This window comes from Streptomyces chisholmiae (assembly GCF_031845445.1).
Classification (GTDB): domain Bacteria; phylum Actinomycetota; class Actinomycetes; order Streptomycetales; family Streptomycetaceae; genus Streptomyces; species Streptomyces chisholmiae.
Genome location: NZ_JAVREO010000004.1, coordinates 444,906 through 460,708 on the forward strand (window position 1 = coordinate 444,906; position 15,803 = coordinate 460,708).

13 protein-coding genes are annotated in these 15,803 nt (G+C 75.1%); 7 read left to right on the plus strand and 6 right to left on the minus strand.

Annotated elements, in window-relative coordinates; translation table 11 throughout:
- Positions 1 to 303: 303 nt before the first annotated feature.
- Complete coding sequence (locus RM844_RS09405) at positions 304 to 2,286, minus strand: TetM/TetW/TetO/TetS family tetracycline resistance ribosomal protection protein (protein WP_311666580.1); 1,983 nt, start codon at positions 2,284 to 2,286, stop codon at positions 304 to 306.
- A 373-nt stretch (positions 2,287 to 2,659) separates the two neighbouring features.
- Between RM844_RS09405 and RM844_RS09410 the strand changes: the two genes are divergently transcribed.
- Together RM844_RS09410 and RM844_RS09415 are read left to right on the plus strand one after the other, a co-directional pair.
- Positions 2,660 to 4,630, plus strand: coding sequence for a hypothetical protein (locus RM844_RS09410; protein WP_311666528.1), 1,971 nt, complete (start codon positions 2,660 to 2,662; stop codon positions 4,628 to 4,630).
- A 214-nt stretch (positions 4,631 to 4,844) separates the two neighbouring features.
- On the plus strand, positions 4,845 to 5,375 hold the full coding sequence (locus RM844_RS09415; protein WP_311666529.1) for a GNAT family N-acetyltransferase: 531 nt from the start codon (positions 4,845 to 4,847) through the stop codon (positions 5,373 to 5,375).
- Between the two features lie 139 nt (positions 5,376 to 5,514).
- On the opposite strand, the gene RM844_RS09420 is transcribed toward RM844_RS09415, so the two are convergent.
- Positions 5,515 to 6,066 carry a hypothetical protein gene (locus tag RM844_RS09420; RefSeq protein WP_311666530.1) on the minus strand — a complete coding sequence of 184 codons (552 nt, stop codon included), beginning with the start codon at positions 6,064 to 6,066 and terminating at the stop codon, positions 5,515 to 5,517.
- Positions 6,067 to 6,075: 9 nt separating this feature from the next.
- On the opposite strand from RM844_RS09420, the gene RM844_RS09425 reads away from it, so the two are divergent.
- Both RM844_RS09425 and RM844_RS09430 read left to right on the plus strand, forming a co-directional pair.
- Positions 6,076 to 6,249, plus strand: a complete 174-nt coding sequence (locus RM844_RS09425; protein ID WP_394814464.1) for a hypothetical protein — start codon at positions 6,076 to 6,078, stop codon at positions 6,247 to 6,249.
- Positions 6,246 to 6,455 (plus strand): DUF397 domain-containing protein, encoded by a 210-nt coding sequence (locus tag RM844_RS09430; protein ID WP_311666531.1) that lies wholly within the window; start codon positions 6,246 to 6,248, stop codon positions 6,453 to 6,455. Before RM844_RS09425 ends, RM844_RS09430 begins: the two co-directional genes overlap by 4 nt.
- Positions 6,456 to 6,552: 97 nt before the next feature.
- Here RM844_RS09430 and RM844_RS09435 read toward each other — a convergent pair whose 3' ends face one another.
- The gene (locus RM844_RS09435; RefSeq protein ID WP_311666532.1) at positions 6,553 to 8,256 is read right to left on the minus strand and encodes a translation initiation factor 2; all 1,704 of its coding nucleotides are present in this window, start codon (positions 8,254 to 8,256) and stop codon (positions 6,553 to 6,555) included.
- Between the two features lie 86 nt (positions 8,257 to 8,342).
- Between RM844_RS09435 and RM844_RS09440 the strand changes: the two genes are divergently transcribed.
- Positions 8,343 to 8,774: a hypothetical protein gene (locus RM844_RS09440; protein ID WP_311666533.1), complete on the plus strand. Its 432-nt coding sequence runs from the start codon at positions 8,343 to 8,345 to the stop codon at positions 8,772 to 8,774.
- A 1,182-nt stretch (positions 8,775 to 9,956) separates the two neighbouring features.
- Here the strand turns inward: RM844_RS09440 and RM844_RS09445 are convergent.
- Positions 9,957 to 10,994 carry a LysR family transcriptional regulator gene (locus RM844_RS09445; protein ID WP_311666534.1) on the minus strand — a complete coding sequence of 346 codons (1,038 nt, stop codon included), beginning with the start codon at positions 10,992 to 10,994 and terminating at the stop codon, positions 9,957 to 9,959.
- Between the two features lie 40 nt (positions 10,995 to 11,034).
- Here RM844_RS09445 and RM844_RS09450 point away from each other — a divergent pair, with 40 nt between their 5' ends.
- Together RM844_RS09450 and RM844_RS09455 are read left to right on the plus strand one after the other, a co-directional pair.
- On the plus strand, positions 11,035 to 11,970 hold the full coding sequence (locus RM844_RS09450) for an EamA family transporter (RefSeq protein WP_311666535.1): 936 nt from the start codon (positions 11,035 to 11,037) through the stop codon (positions 11,968 to 11,970).
- Between the two features lie 265 nt (positions 11,971 to 12,235).
- Complete coding sequence (locus tag RM844_RS09455) at positions 12,236 to 12,931, plus strand: D-Ala-D-Ala carboxypeptidase family metallohydrolase (protein WP_311666537.1); 696 nt, start codon at positions 12,236 to 12,238, stop codon at positions 12,929 to 12,931.
- A gap of 57 nt (positions 12,932 to 12,988) precedes the next feature.
- On the opposite strand, the gene RM844_RS09460 is transcribed toward RM844_RS09455, so the two are convergent.
- Together RM844_RS09460 and RM844_RS09465 are read right to left on the minus strand one after the other, a co-directional pair.
- Complete coding sequence (locus RM844_RS09460) at positions 12,989 to 14,047, minus strand: MDR family NADP-dependent oxidoreductase (protein WP_311666538.1); 1,059 nt, start codon at positions 14,045 to 14,047, stop codon at positions 12,989 to 12,991.
- Positions 14,048 to 15,799 (minus strand): phytoene desaturase family protein, encoded by a 1,752-nt coding sequence (locus tag RM844_RS09465; RefSeq protein ID WP_394814465.1) that lies wholly within the window; start codon positions 15,797 to 15,799, stop codon positions 14,048 to 14,050.
- Between the last annotated feature and the right edge of the window lie 4 nt (positions 15,800 to 15,803).

Below are 15,803 nucleotides of genomic sequence, written 5' to 3' on the forward strand. Positions count from 1 at the left end.
GGGTGCGGGGGTAAAGGGTTCCAGATCGGAGATGTGGCCGTATTGGCCGCTTTGTTCGAGTCGATGCGTGCATCAGCGACTAAGGTTCCGATGCTGAAAGGGGTGGACGTGGTCGCGTTCCGTCCCTGCGGGGTGACCGTCCGGATGAAAAACGGAACCCGGCACTCAACTGTATTTCCGGCATGTTTCACGTCGTGATGTGAACGGTGAATCCGGCATTCCGTTTTCCGCCCCGGACGGTCTTTCCGTATTCGGTGAACAAGCACCGTTTCCACACACCTGCCGACAGGTGCGCCGATGCCGTCACCCCCGGCCGGCGGCCTCCGCGCCCAGCGCCAGGTACCGCAGGTACTCCCCGTAGTCCAGCGGGTTCCCGTCCCGTCGGGCCCGGACCGGCGGCACGCCCCTGACCAGCCGGTCACCCTCCGGGCGCGACCACTGCGCCCCCTCGCCCCGGGTCAACCCCGGCAGCGCCGCGACCAGCTCCGGCGCCCGCCGGGTCGGCAACTCCACGTCCAGCAGCCAGCCGTCCGCGCGCTCCGCCGAGTCCCGCACCCGCCCGCCCAGCGTGGCCAGTCGACCGGTCACCTCGCTCAACGTGTCCCGCGGGATCGCCAACTCCACGGCCAGGCACGGCTCGAAGACCCGGGTGCCGGCCGCCGCCAGCGCCCGCAGCAGCACCACCGGCGTGAGGCCACGGAAGTCGGCCACCTCGCTCATGGGCGCGTCGTAGCCGGTGCGGACCAGCGTCACCAGGCAGTCCGTCACCTCCCAGCCGGCCAACCCCTGGCGCAGCGTGCCGAAGACGGCCTCCTCGATCGCCCGGTGGAACGCCCGGGGCAGCGCCCCCCACTCCGTCCGGCGCCGGAACCGCACGCCGCTGCCCGGCGCCGCCGGCTCGACCCGCAGCCCCACCGTCGCCCAGAAGTCGTTCGGCCCCCGCCGGGCGAACTCCACCAGCGCCTCGCCGACCCCCGCCGGCCGCTCGAAGCAGACCGGGGTCGGCGGCGCGAACACCGCGGCCACCCCGAAGTCCCGCCGCAGCCGCTCGGCCAGCACCTCCCGCTGCACCGCCCCGTACAGCAGCACCGTCAACGTGCCGTCCGGGTCGGTGCGGAACCGGATCAACGGGTCCTCGTCAGCCAGCGCGGTCAGCGCCGCGTGCAGCACGCCCCGCCGCGCCGGCTCCGCCGCCCGCACCACCGTCTCCAACCCCGGCGGCGCGAAGTGCGCCGCCGCCGCGCCCCGCGGCGGCCGGCCCAGCCGGTCCCCGACCCGCACCCCGGGCAGCCCGTGCAGCCGGCCGATCTCGCCCGCCCGCAGCGGGCGTTCGACCACCGCCCCGGGCGCCACCACCTCGATCCGGCTGATCCGCCCCCGGTACTCGGCGGCCCCGCCGGTCGACTCACGGCGCCGCAGCAGCACTCCCCGACGGGCCCGCAACTCCCCGTCGAACAGCCGCAGATACGCGGTCTTCTCACCGCCCGGGGCCCGCTCGATCGCGAACACCGTGCCGGCCGGCCCGCCCCCGGCGGCCGACGGCGCCGGCAACGCGGCCAGCGCCGCCGTCAGCTCCGGCACGCCCTCCCCGGTCAGCGCCGAGCCGGCCAGCACCGGATGCGTCAGGCCCGCCGCGGTCTGCGCCGCCAGCAGCGCCCGCAACTCCGGCTCGGCCGGCGGCCCGCCGCCCTCGACGAGCCGCGCCAGCAGCGCCTCGTCGTGCTCGGCCAGCGTCTCGGCGACCGCCGCCCGCACGACGGGATCGGCCAGCCGCCGCGCCCTGACCCGGGCGGCCCGGCCACCCGGGTCGGTGACCGTGGTCAACGGCACCAGATGCGGGGTCAGTCGGGCCCGCATGTCGGCCAGCAGCGCGTCGGGGCGCGCGCCGGCCCGGTCGATCTTGTTGACGAAGAACAGGGTGGGCAGCCCCAGCCGGCGCAGCGAACGCGCCAGCACCAGGGTCTGCGCCTGCACGCCCTCCACGGCGGAGAGCACCAGCACGGCGGCGTCCAGCACCGACAGGGCGCGTTCCACCTCGGCGATGAAGTCGGGGTGACCCGGCGTGTCCACCAGGTTGACCTGGCGGTCACCCACCGCGAAGGAGGCCACGGCGGTGCGGATGGTGATGCCCCGCTCGCGCTCCAGCTCCCCGGCGTCGGTGCGGGTGCTGCCGTCGTCGACGCTGCCCAGCCGGGCGACGGCGCCGTGGTCGAAGAGCAGGCGTTCGGTGAGACTGGTCTTACCGGCGTCGACGTGGGCCAGCACGCCGATGTTCACAGTGGTGATGGGCACTACGGTCCTCAGTGGTCGGGAGAGAGAAGATCGGCGACTCGACTGCTCCGTGGTGACGCCGCATTCGTCTCTCCCTCGCGCGCTGTGCCCTGCCGAAACCGTGGGTCCGGCCGAAACCGCGGGCCCGGCCGTCGGCCGCCCCGCGTCGCGCACGGTACCCGACCGGGCTGGTGGCGCCACCGATTTGTCCGCGCCGGCGCGGCCCGTCGACCCGTTGGCCTGAACAGCGCGGCAACCGGCGGGGGTTCGCTGGTTCCCCGGCGGCGGTGCACCTAGAGTGAACGGACGCTCCCCGGGGCGTCGCGGCCGGCGGCGGCCGGCGCCGGCCCGGGCGACCACTGACAGCGGACATCGGAGTCGGCCCGGCATGGTGTACCACGTTCCACCGGAGACAGCACACTTCGTCGATCGGGAGGACGAGCAGGCGCGGGCCTTCCGTGCCGTGACGGAGTGGAAGCACGCCTCCCGGCCGCTGTGCCTCGCGCTGAGCGGCCTCGGCGGCGTCGGCAAGACCGAGCTGGCCTACCGGCTGGCCCGCTCCCTCAGGGACCGCTACCCCGACGGCGTCCTCCAGGTCGACCTCGACGAGCTGCGACGCGGCGGCGTCGTCGAAGTCACCGACGCGCTGGGTCAGTTGCTCAACGCGCTCGACATCTCCGGTAGCTGGCTCGACCAGTCGCTGCGGGACCGCACCCGGCAGTACTGGGACCGCACCGACGGCCGCCGGCTGATCGTGCTCGTCGACAACGCCCGCACCGCCGCCGAGGTGCTGCCGCTGCTGCCCGCCTCCGGCGACAGCCTGGCCATCGTGGTCAGCCACGGCCCGCTCTACGACCTGGCGGACGGCGCCGCCGTCGAGCTGCCGCTGGCCCCGCTCAGCGACCGGGACGCGGCCGAACTGCTGCGGCTGATCGTGGACGACCCCCGGCTGGTCGCCGAGCCGGCGGCGCTCGGCGCGCTGCTGCGGCTCTGCTCCGGGCTGCCCGCCGCGCTGCGCGTCGCCGGCCAGTGGCTGCGCCGCCACCGCCGGCGCCCGCTCACCCGACTGCTGACCGAGCTGGACACCGAACTCACCGACCGGGGGCTGCCGATGGTGGAAGCCGTGTGGGACGCCGCCTACGCGTCGCTGGACGCCGACGCCGCGCTCCTCTACCGGCTGGCGCCGCACTACCCCGGCGGCTCCTTCACCCCCGAGGGCGCCACCGTGCTGCTGGGGCGCGGCCGGGACGCGGCCGACGACGCGCTGGAGGCGCTGGAGACCGCCGGCCTGCTGGACCCGCGCGGCGAGCGGGTCCGGATGCCCGACCTGCTGCGCGCGCACGCCGAGCGCCGGGGCCGGGAGACGGACGGCTCGGGCGCCGAACGGGAGGCCGCGCGGGTTCGCGTCGTCCGCTGGTACCTGCGCCAGGCCCAGCGGGCGGACCTGCTGGCCGCCGGCCCCCGGCTCACCCTGGCCGCCCCGGCCGAGCCGGTGCCGGCAGCCCCGGACGTGACCTTCGGCGCCGGCCAGGCCACGGACGCCTACCGCTGGTTGGAGGCCGAGCGGCACGCCCTGCACGGCTGCGTGGCCGAGGCCACCCGACTCGGCCTGGACGACGTCGCCTGGGCGCTCTGCGAACCGCTGTGGACGCACTTCCTCGACCACCCGCACTACACCGACACCGCCGACTCCTTCCAGCTCGGCGTCGCCGCGGCCCGGCGCGCCGAACACCCGGCGGCGCTCGCCCGGATGCGCAGCCAGCTGGCCCGAGTCCTGTGGGAACAGGGGGAGTTCGACGCGGCCGCGGCCGAACTGGCCGCCGCCCAGGCGGCCGTCGGGCTGCTCGGCCCGAGCGAACAGCACCGCAAGCTGGCCGCCTCCGTCGTGGAGTTCCGCGGCATGCTGCACGGCCGGCGCGGCGACTGGCAGTCGGCCGCCGCCGACTTCGCCGAGGCCAGGCAGGTCCACCGGGACATCGACAACGCCTACGGCGTGCTGCTCCAGACCTACCGGCTCGGCGAGGCGCTGGCCGCGCTGGGGGAGTACCAACGGGCCGCCGAACTCCTCACCCAGGCGCACCGGTTGGCCGCCGAGCAGCACCGCGAGCGGCTGCTCGGCCGCACCGGTCTCGCACTGGCCGGCGTGCTGCGCCGGCTCGGCCGCCCGGCCGAGGCCCGCGCGCGGTACGAGGCGGCGCTGGCCAACGCCCGGGCCCGTGGCGCGACGTACGAGGAGGCCCGGGTGCTCCGGGCGTTCGCCGAACTGGCCGCCGAGCAGGGCGAGTCGGCGGAGGCGGCGACGCTGCGCGCGGCGGCCAAGCGGATCGAGGCCCGACACGGGGCGACGGCCCGCGCCTGAGACGCGGGCCCGGGGCCTCAGGCGCGGGTGGCGTGCCGGTCGGGGTGGGTGCTTGGGGGCGGGGGCTCCCGGGCGGCATAGTGCCGGCATGAGTGCTGATGAGAGTGCTGCGGCGGGTTCCGGTGCGGGTGCGGGTGTGGGTTCGGGTGCGGGTTCTGGTCCGGGTGTGGGTTCGGGTCCTGGCCCTGGTCCGGGTTCGGGCGCGGGGTTCGTCGTGGTCCCGCCGGGTGCGGCGGTCCGGGCCGCCCGCCCCGCCGACCTGGCGGCCGTGGCCGGGATCCACGCGCACTACGTGCGCCACACCGTGGTCACCTTCGCCGAGAAGCCCCGCACCGAAGCCGAGTGGGAACAGCTGCTGGCCGAGGTGACCGGCTCAGGACTGCCCTTTCTGGTGGCCGAACTGGCCGGCGCCGTCGTCGGGTTCGCCTACGCCGCGCCCTGGCGGGCCAAGCCGGCCTACCGGTTTACGGTGGAGGACTCCGTCTTCCTCGCCCCCGAGGCCACCGGCCGCGGGCTGGGCACCGCCCTGCTGGGCACCCTGGTCGCCGAGGCCGGCCGGGCCGGCCGGCGGCAGATGATCGCGGTCGTCGCGGACACCGGCGAGGGCGCCTCGGCGGCCCTGCACCGGCGCCTCGGCTTCGCCGAGGTCGGCCGGCTCACCGACGTCGGCCACAAGCACGGCCGCTGGATCGACACGCTCCTCCTGCAACGGGCCCTGCCCGCCCCGGACCCCGACCCGGAGTGACGCGAACCGGGCCGCCGCCGCTGGTCGGTGACGGGACGGCGGCCCCCGACGACCGGCGCGGCGCCCGCCGTCCAGCCCGGGCGCCCAACGCCCCTCGTGACCCCCGACGTCCGGCGCGGCGCCGGGGGACACCCCCCGGCTACCCCGGCGCGTTGGCGAACGCGCGGGCCTGGGCGAGGGCTTCCTGGACCGCGATCTCGTCGCGGGCGGCGGCCTCGATCTCGGCGTCGAGGTCGATGACGGTGAACTCGTCCAGCCTGGCGATGAGTTGACGGGCGACGGTCCAGGCGATGCCGGGCTCCCGGAAGGAGTGCTCGATCGGCCCGAGCAGCTCGGGCCCGTCCGGCCCCGGCCCGTAGCGCACGCCCAGGACCCCGGCCATCGTCCCGGTCTTGACCCGCAGCGCGACGGACCGCTTCCGCAGGTGCGGGCAGACCCGCACCGAGAGCGTCGCACACGGCAGGCAGACCGGCGGGTGGACCGTGTGCCACCCCCGCGTCCACACCTCCGGATCGTCCGGGTCGTCGCCCAACAACCACAGCACCCCGCCCAGGGTGCGGTGCGCCGGCCCACCACACACCTGACACCGCAGGTTGGCCATCGCCAACCGCTGCCGCAGCGGACCAACACCGTGCTCCAGCTGGCTCCCTTCGAGATGCGCGTGCGCCGCACCCTTAACCTGCCGATCCACATACTGACCATGTCGGACCGCTCCCTGATGTCCTACGCGGAATCCGCTCAGTGGGGGCATGTCGAGCGTGACGGAGCGTCCGTGCTACCGGTGCTGGCGGCCTACCATCAACTACAGGCGGAGGCGCTGTACCAGTCGGCGACCGTCGCCGCGATTCAGCAACTCCGAAAGGGCATCCCGTGACATCCGAAGCCCCGCGTTGGTTCACGTCCTCCTACAGCAGCAACGGTGGCGCCTGCGTGGAGGCCGCCGCCAATCTTGCCGCGACTCGTGGTGTGGTTCCGGTTCGTGATTCGAAGAGCGTGGACGGTCCGGTGTTGACCATCTCGACCGGCGCGTTCTCGTCGTTCGTGACGGGCGTCAAGGCCGGGGAGATCGCCCCCACCTGACCAGCCGGCCCGACCACACGCGCACCCCCAGTTGCCCCATCGCTTCCCGCGATGGGGCAACTTCCGCTGCTGACCCTGCTGTTCGACGCCGGAGGACTCAGAGAAGTTGCTCCGCCTCGGCCGGGGTGGCGGGGCGGAGGGTGACGGGGAAAGTGTGGCCGCCGATGTCGGCGGTGAAGGTGGCGGGGGCGCCGGGGGTGGCGGCCAGCCAGACGTGGGCGGCGCACAGCGCCGCCGCCGGGTCGGTGTGGATCAGCCGGCCGGCGCACGGCCGGGGCGCCAACTCCAGGACCAGCGGTGGGCCGCCGCGCCGCCGGAGCAGCGCCCGGGTCTGGGAGAGCAGCACGCCGGCGGTGGCGCAGCCCGGATGGTCGCGCAGGGCAGCGTCGATCCAACCGGTCGCCGTCCAGGCCACCCGGTGGGCGCCGCCCTGGTGGTCCGACCTGCGGCGGTAGAGCAGGCCGGCGCTCTGCGCGTGCCGCTCCCCGGCCACCCCCTGCTCGGCGGCCAGGAACCGCGCCGGCCGGGTCCGCCAGGGCGGGAAGCGGGCCACCGTGACCCGGTCGCCGGCCAGCTCCGCCTCGACCAGGAACGCGGCCGGCTGGCGTGGCGGCCGGGCCGGGACCGGCAGCGGCTCCGGCGACGGCGCCGGGCCGGTCGGGGCCAGCCCGAGCAGCCCGTACAGCTCGTCCCGCAGCAGCTCCAGCGCCCGCCCCCGGTGGGCGAAGGCCGCGTCGGCGGCGGCCAGCGCGGCCGGCGCCCGCGGCGCGGCCAACACCCGGTCGAGCACGCCGGGCAGCGCGTCGGCCGCCGTCAACCGGGGGCTGGCGGCGAGGAGTTGGCCGGTCGGGCTGTCGGCGAGCAGCTCGTCGCCGCCGTCGTAGGCGGTGACCACCCGGCGGCCGAGGGCCGCCGCGTAGAGCGCCGTCGAGCCGTGGTCGGTGACCACCGCGTCGGCCGCCACCAGCAGCGTGGCCCACTCGGCGTGCGGCCCCGGCAGCACCAGCCCGGCGTCCAGCGCCGGGCCCAGCCCCTGCTCCAGGTCGTAGGAGCCGCGCCGGCTGCGCTCGTTGGGGTGGGTGACCAGCGCCAACTGGTAGCCGTCGTAGCCGAGCAGTGCCAGCAACTCGGTGACCAGATCCGGACGTTGGCGCAGCAGGGACTCCGGCCCCCAGGTGCTGGTGAGCACCACGAGCCGGCGCGCGCCGGTGCCCAGCGCCGCCCGGTAGCGGTCCCGGTGTCCCACGGCCGCCAGCAGGCGTTCCAGTGTGGGGTCGCCCACCACCACGGCGTGCGCCGCGGCCCGGGGGCTGGTGCCGGCCAGCCGGGTGAGCTGGTCGGGGTGGGCGAGCGCGTGCCGGGTGGCCAGCGTGGTGCCGCCGGTCAGCAGGAACGCCGGGTCGAGGCCGGAGGGCGCGCCCGGGGTGCCCTCGCCCGGCAGCGACTTCCCGAAGCCGGCGCCGTGCGGCAGCAGCGCGAGGGCGCCGCGCAGGGCGCGCAGCTCGCCCTTGGGGCTGGCCGCCACGATCAGGTCAAAGCTGCCCGCGCGCGCCCGCTCCCAGGGCAGCGTGCGCGCGCCGGCGCGTTCCACCGCGGCGAGCGCCTCGGCGTCGAAGTCCGAGCCGGGGACCAGGGTGAACCGGCGGGCGATCCGGTCGTCCCCGGCGAACACCGGCAGGGTGTCGAGCAGCCGGTGCAGCGCGGTCGCCGAACGAGCCGCGAAGAGCACCGTCCGGCCCGCGCGGCGGTTGTCCGACGGGGCCGGGCGGAGCGCGGACTCCCGGCTGTCGCCGCTGGTCACCGGCGGTTGCATGGGTTGTCCGACGGCATGGCTCGATCGTACTCGTCGGGGGTGGGTGGAACAGCCGGGCTGGGAAGAATGCGGGTATGACGGAGTGGGGAGTGGCGTTGATCGCGGCCGGCTCGGCATTGCTGGCCAGCCTGATCAGCGGGTTCTTCGCCCGCTCGGCCGGCCGGCGGCAGGCGTCGGCGATGTTGGAGACGGTGCGGATCACCGTGGAGCAGCAGCGGCAGGAGCGGGCGCTGGCCGCCCGGCGCGCGACCTACCTGCGATTTCTGGACGCGGCCGAGACGGTGCTGCTGGCTCGGCGGGCCGGCGGCGGCACCGCCGAGGACCGGGCGGCGCTGCAACGGGCCATGGGGGCCGTGCAGTTGGAGGGGCCGGCGGCCAGCGAGGCGGGGGCGCTGCTGGAGGCGCTGCGGCAGCAGCGCGGCCCGGACGAGCTGGAACGGGCCAGGTTCGCGTTCATCACGGCGGCCCGCGAGGGCCTGCGCGCGGCCGAGGGCCGCCCGGACTGACCGCCCGCCCCGCCGGGGCGGGCGGCGCGCGGGTCCCCGGGCCCGAGGGTCCCCGGGCCCGGGGCCGGGCCGCCGGCCCGGCCTCGGCCCTCCGGGGGCGCCCGGCCGGGCGCCCCGCGCCCCGGCGGGCCCGGGGCGAGCCCCGGGGCCCCCGCCCCAGCCTCGGGTCCTGGCCGGAGGCCACTGGGCCCCGGCCCTTGGCTGGTCGGGCGTGCACCCCCGGGGCACCGGCCTCCGGTACTGGTCCACCGGGCTGGCGCCGACCGACTTCCGCCCCCGGGCAGGCCCTGCCCCCAGCTACCAAGCACCCGGCGGGCACGCACCGGCCGACCAGCGACGCCGGCTGCCGGCCGGGCACCGGCTCCGCCGGCCCTTGTCGGCGCGCCCTCGGCTCGGTCAACCCCCGACCTGCCCGGAGGGCGCTCGGCTGCCCCCGACCCACGGTCGATCACCCCGGGCTCGGCGCCGCCCCGGCTGGTGCGAGCCCGCGCGACCGGCGAGGCGGGCCACCGAGCGGGCCCCGGCTGGACTACCTCCTTGTCCCGCCGGCCTCCGGCAAGGCCGGCCCCCGTCCCGACCGCCGTCGGATCGGCTGGCCGCCGGCCGTGAGCCGACCCACGGTCGTTCGCTCGCCCCGGGCTCGGGGCCGTCCCGGCTCGGCTGCTCTCGGTGCTCCCGGTGCTCCCGGCGCTGCCGGTGCTCCCGGCGCTGCCGGTGAGATCGCCCACTGCCCGGTTGCCGCCTCGACGGCTTTCGGCGCGGCCGATCCCGTCCGGCCGCCTTGGCCCCTGCCGATCCCGTCTCGACAGCCCTCGGCAGGGGCCGATCCCGAGCCGGCCGCTTTCCGCCTCTCCGCACCCGGCGCCATCGCCTTCGGCGAAGCCGACCCGGCTGGGGCGTCCCCGGGCTCGTCCGAGCCCCCTCGACCGGCGAGGCCGGCTACCCGGCTGGGCGCCGGCGCGCCCTATGCCGGCCCGACGGCCTTTGCCGAAGGCGCGTCCGCCGCTCCCGCTCCCACCGTCTTCGGCGAAGCCGTCCCCCGTTCCACCGGTGCGGCCGGCTACCGGCTGGGCGTCGTCCCGACCGCTTCCGCCCCGACCGCCTTCGGCGAAGCCGGACCCGCCTTCGGCGAAGCCGGACCCGCCTTCGGCGAAGCCGTCCCCGTTCCACCGGCGAGGCCGGCTACCGGCTGGGCGCCGTCCCGACCGCTTCCGCCCCGACCGCCTTCGGCGAAGCCGAACCGGCCTTCGGCGGAGCCGGACCCGCCTTCGGCGAAGCCGGAACCGCCGGGTCCGCCGGGTCCGCCGGACCCGGGGGTAGGTCGAGTACGGCCAGGAAGGCGGCGGCGGCCGGGGTCGGGCCGGTCTCGTTCCAGATGACGTACTCGACCCGGGCCGGTGCCTCGGTGACCTCGACGGTGGTGACGCCGGTCAGCTGGGGCACGTAGGCGGCCGGCAGCAGCGCGATGCCGAGGCCCTCCGCGACCAGTCGGGCCAGGTAGTCGACGTTGGTGACCTCGAAGGCCACCTCGCGGCTGAGGCCGGCGGCGGAGAAGGCGAGGTCGGACTGGGCGCGGCCGGCCGTCCTCGCCGGCAGGTCGACGAACACCTCGGAAGCCAGTCCGCGCAGGCTCACCTGGCCCGCCGTGGCCAGCGGGTGGTCGGGGGCGAGGACCGCGACCAGCCGGTCGCGGGCGAGTTCGCGGGCCTCGACGCCCTTGAGCCGGGCCGTGGTCGGCAGTCCGAGGAAGGCCACCTCGATTTCGCCGGCCCTGACCTGGTCCACGAGTTCGTCGCTGGCGCCGACCCGCAGGCTGACCCGCACCCGGGGGTGCCGCCGGCGGAACTCCCGCAGCGCGCCCGGCAGATCGACCGCGGCGACGGACGGGATCAGGCCCATGGCGAGCCGCCCCCGCACCTCGCCGACGGCGGCGGCGGCCTCGGCGACCGCCCGTTCGGCGGCGTCCAGGCACTGCCGGGCGGCGGGCAGGAACGCCGCGCCCGCCGCGGTCAGCCGCACCCGGCGGCTGGTGCGTTCGAACAGCCGGGCGCCCAACTCCCGTTCCAGCCTGGCGATCTGGTGGCTGAGCGCGGACTGCACCACCAGGCAGCGCTCGGCGGCCCTGGTGAAGCTGTTGGTCTCGGCCACGGCGACCACATAGCGCAGCTGTTGGAGTTCCACCGAGCCATCGTGGATCACGATCGTTGGTATGACAAACATGTGTTGGACTCATTGATCGGTGCCGAACCAGACTGCCGGCATGACGAGTTCAACCATCCGGCCGGCCGCCGCCGGGGCCGGCGGCGCCGTGCCGCGGCGGGGTGACCTGCCGCGCGCCGCCCTGACCGGGATCACCCCCGCCGTGTGGGGCACGACCTACGTGGTCACCACCGAGCTGCTCCCGCCGGGGCATCCGCTGTTCGCGGCGCTGCTGCGGGCGCTGCCGGCCGGGTTGGTCGCGCTGCTGATCGCCCGGACGCTGCCGCGCGGTGGCTGGTGGGGGCGGGCCGCGGTGCTCGGCGTGTTGAACATCGGGGCGATGTTCCCGCTGCTGTTTGTCGCGGCCGAGCGGCTGCCGGGTGGGGTGGCCGCCACGCTGGCGGCGGTCCAGCCGTTGCTCGTCGCCTGGCTGGCGGTCGGTGTGCTGGGGGAGCGGCTCTCCGGCTGGCGGCTGGCCTGGGGCCTGGTCGGGGTGGTCGGCGTGGGGCTGGTGGTGTTGGGGCCGAGCGCGGCGCTGGACGGGGTGGGGATCGCGGCGGGCCTGGGCGGCGCGGCCTCGATGGCGCTGGGGGTGACCCTCACCAAACGCTGGGGCCGCCCTCCGGGAGTCTCGCCGACGACCCTGGCAGGTTGGCAACTCACCGCGGGCGGGCTGTTCCTGCTGCCGCTGACCGTGCTGCTGGAGGGGGCGCCGCCGGCCGTCGACGGGCCGGCCGTGCTCGGGTACCTGTGGCTGGGGCTGGTCGGCGGGCTGCTCGCCTATGTGCTGTGGTTCCGCGGGATCGCCGGCCTGCCGGTCACCTCCGTCGCCGTGCTGGTGCTGCTCTCGCCGCTGGTCGCCGCGCTGCTCGGGGTCGTCGTCCTCGGCCAGACCCTCGGTCCGGTGCAGCTGCTCGGCTTCGGGCTCGCGCTGGCCGCGATCGTCGCCGGCCAACTGCCGTGCCCGGCCGGCCTTTTCCGTTCAGCCACGCGCTGACCCACCGAAGGGGAACCCCACCATGTCGAGACAGCGGACGATTCTGGTCCTGGGCGCGACCGGCGGACAGGGCGGTGTCGTCGCCCGCCGGCTGCTGGACCACGGCTGGGCGGGGCGCCCCCGCCCCACCGGTGGCGGGTAACTGCCTTTGTCCTGGCACGGGTTGACGCGCGTTGACCGCTCGGGCACGCTCGTTCTGTTCCCTCTTTCCCCTCATGGAGGTGGCACGTTGAGACGGTTTCTACGCGTGTTTCTCACATTTGTCATGATCGCGTCAGCCGCAGTGGTGGGCACCGTGGCCACCGCCGGCACCGCGCAGGCCGACGGGTGTTACACCTGGGGCCGCACCCTCAAGCAGGGTCACAGCGGTAGCGACGTCACCCAGCTGCAGATCCGGGTCGCCGGATACCCGGGCTACGGCGCCGAGTTGGCGATCGACGGCAAGTTCGGCCCGGCCACCGCCGCCGCCGTCAAGCGGTTCCAGCAGGCGTACGGCCTGTCCGCCGACGGCGTCGCCGGCCCGCAGACCTACAACAGGATCTACGCGCTCCAGGACAACGACTGCACCCCGGCGCACTTCACCTACGCCGAGATGAACCGCTGCAACAGCGGTTGGACGGGCGGCGCGGTCAGTGCCGCGACCGCCAAACAGAACGCCCTGCGGGCGATGTGGAAGCTGGAGGCGCTTCGGCACGCCCTCGGTGACCGGCCCCTCACCACCAGCAGCGGCTTCCGCTCCTACGCGTGCAACAGCGCCGTCGGCGGCTCGTCCGGCAGCAACCACCTCTACGGCCGGGCCATCGACCTGACCGGCTCGCCGACCTTCTGCCAGATCGTGAAGCAGGCGCGCTACCACGGCTTCAACCACATCCTCGGCCCGGGCTTCCCCGGCCACAACGACCACGCGCACCTGGCCAGTCAGAGCACCCGACGCTGGTCCGCACCCAGCTGCGGCATCTGACGCACCGGCCGCCGCCGGTCTCCGGCGCCCGCCCGGGCGCCGGAGACCGGAGCGCCGTCAGACCTCGACCAGGACCTTGCCGCGGTGCGCGGCCCGGTCGGTGTAGAGGTTCTGGTAGGCGACGGGGAAGCTGTCGAAGCCGCGGTGCACGGTCTGGTCGTAGCGGATCTCGCCGCGCCGCACCGCGCCCCCGACCTCGGTCCGCAGGGCCGCCAGGTTCTCCTCGGTGAACCACTCCTCGGCGAAGATGCCCCGGATCGTGGTGCGTGGGAACATGATCAGCGGCAGCAGCCGGGGGCCGGCCCAGTCCCCGTTGACCGTGGTGGACCACTGCCAGCAGACCGCGACCCGGCTGTAGGGGCGCAGCATCCGGAACGCCGCGTCGGTGATGGTGCCGCCCAGGTTGTCGAAGTACCGGTCGATGCCGTCGGCGGCGGCCAGCAGCGCGCGGTGCGTGTCGTCCACGTCGTCGCCCTGCCGGTAGCAGACCACCTGGTCGAAACCGAAGCCCTCCAGGTAGGGGATCTTCTCCGGGGAACTGGTGGTGCCGACCACCCGGCCGGCCCCGGCGCGCTTGGCCAACTGCGCGGCCAGCGTGCCGATCGCGCCGGACGCGCCGCTGATCAGCACGGTGTCGCCGGGGGTCACGTCGAGGAACTTGGTCATGGTGCCCCAGGCGGTGATCCCCGGGGTGCCCAGGATGCCGAGCGAGGTGCTGACCGGCAGGGTCGTCTCGTCGTGGTCGGCCGGGTCCAGCCGGCGGAACGCGGGCAGCCGCAGCGGGAAGTGGCCGTTCCGCCAGACCCAGGCCCGGCCGTCGCTGACCAGGTGGGTGCGCCAGCCGCCGAAGCCCTGCACCAGCTCGCCGGGGCCGAACCGGGCCGCCGGCCCGGCGGCCAGCACCTCCATGACGGAGTCCCCGCCGACGTGGTGGCCGAGCGGCGTCTCCTGGGAGAGGCCGACCAGGTAGGGGTCGACGGAGACATAGCGGGTGCGCAACAGCATCTCGTCGTCGCCCAGGGCGACATCGAGCTCCTCGGTGACCTTCTCGTAGATCCGTTCGGCCTCGGGCACCCCGTTCAGGTGCTCGCGGACGACCCACTTCTCGGTCTTCACTCAGACACTCCTCGACGCGGTGGGGACGGTGGTGGTGGCCGGGGCGGCCGGGGACGGGCTGGCCGGCGGCTCGGGGCGCCGCGCCCGCGGGCCGACCGGCACGATCCGCTGGCGGGGCGGGGGCAGCCGCCGGTCGATCTCGGCGGTGAACTCCCGCCCGTCGTCTCGGCAGATGAACTGGGTGACCTGCCGGCCGGCGGCCACGGCACGGATCAGGCCGCCGACGGTGACCCACACCCCCGACATGTAGAAGTTGGCGAGCCCGGGCAGCACCGGGCCGTTCCGGTTGATCTCCTGCTCCAGAGTCTCCCCGCCGTCCATGAACGGCTGCCAGCCGGGGAACGCCCCGTTGTGCGAGGCGGTGTAGCGGACCTGGGTCAGCGGCGTGGACACGTCCCGCACGGCCACCGCGTCCCGCAGCCCGGGGAAGCGCTCCTCCAGGAACGCCTCCACGGTGGTGCGCACCCGGCGCTTGGCCGCCAGGTACGCCTTGCCGTGCCGCACCGGCAGGGTGTGCAGCACCTGCCCCCGGCGCACCCGGCTGGCCTGCTCCGGCCCCTCCCGCAGCTCCCGCCAGGGGGCCGCCTCGGAGAAGTACGTCGCGTAGACCACGCTGGTCTCGGCCGGGGACAGCTCAGGGTAGTGGCAGCTGCGGAACTGGACGTTGATGCTGGGATGCCGCATCCCGGTCATCCGCTCGGCCAGTTCGTCCTCAAGCAGGTAGGTGGTGCACGGGTCGGCCTCGGGGAACGGGCGGCGCAGCCCGAGGAAGACGGAGACATAGCCGGGCGAGAGCATGCCGGGCTCGTCGATGGTCTCCGCGTACAGCCGCCGGTAGGTGTCGTTGAGGTACCGGCCGCCCAGCATGTCCATCACCACGCTGCGCATGTCGCAGGCGGCGACCACGATGTCGGCGCGGAACTCCCGGCCGTCGCTCAGCCGCACCCCGACCGCCCGGTCCTCCTCCACCAGGATCTCGGCGACCCGGGCGTTGTAGGTGATCTCGCCGCCCAGCCGCAGGTAGCGGTCCTCGATGGAGCGGGCCAGGCCCAGCGAGCCGCCCTCCGGCACGCCCGCCGAGTGGTTGGCGTGCGAGGCCAGCTGGAAGTAGAACGGCAGCACCGGGAAGTCCGGGTGCTTCTCGTACAGGATGAAGTTGAACGCCTCCCGCAGCAGCGGGTGTTGGAACCGCCGCGCGTAGTCCGTCATCAGCTCGGTGATGGAGGTGCGGATGGCGTTGAAGTAGGGCAGGAACGAGGCCATCATCCGCCAGCGCTCCAGCCGGCCCATCATGCCGACCGGCTTGAGGAACGGGTAGACGGCCAGCGCCCGGCGGAAGGTGCGCAGCCCCCGGCAGAACCGCCGGATCTGCCGGGCGTCGGCCGGCGAGATGTCGATCAGGTGCCGCTCCAGCCGGTCCGGGTCCGAGTAGAAGTAGACGGCCTGCCCGTCCCGGCCCCGGACGATGTTGAAGACGTCGAACTGCCGCATCTCCTTGCCCTGGAGCGCGCCCAGCTCCAGCCAGATCTGGTGCATCTCGTTGCCGGGCCCGCTGCCCAGCAGCCAGGAGACGCACCAGTCGAAGGTGAAGTCACCGCGGTCCCAGGAGGTGCACGAGCCACCGGGGATCTCGTGCATCTCCAGGACGTGGGTGCGGTAGCCGTTCATCCGGGCGTAGGCGCCGGTGGCCAGTCCGCCCAGCCCACCGCCGATGATGATCATGGTCTCGCGTTGGCGTTTCGGCTCTGCCATCCTG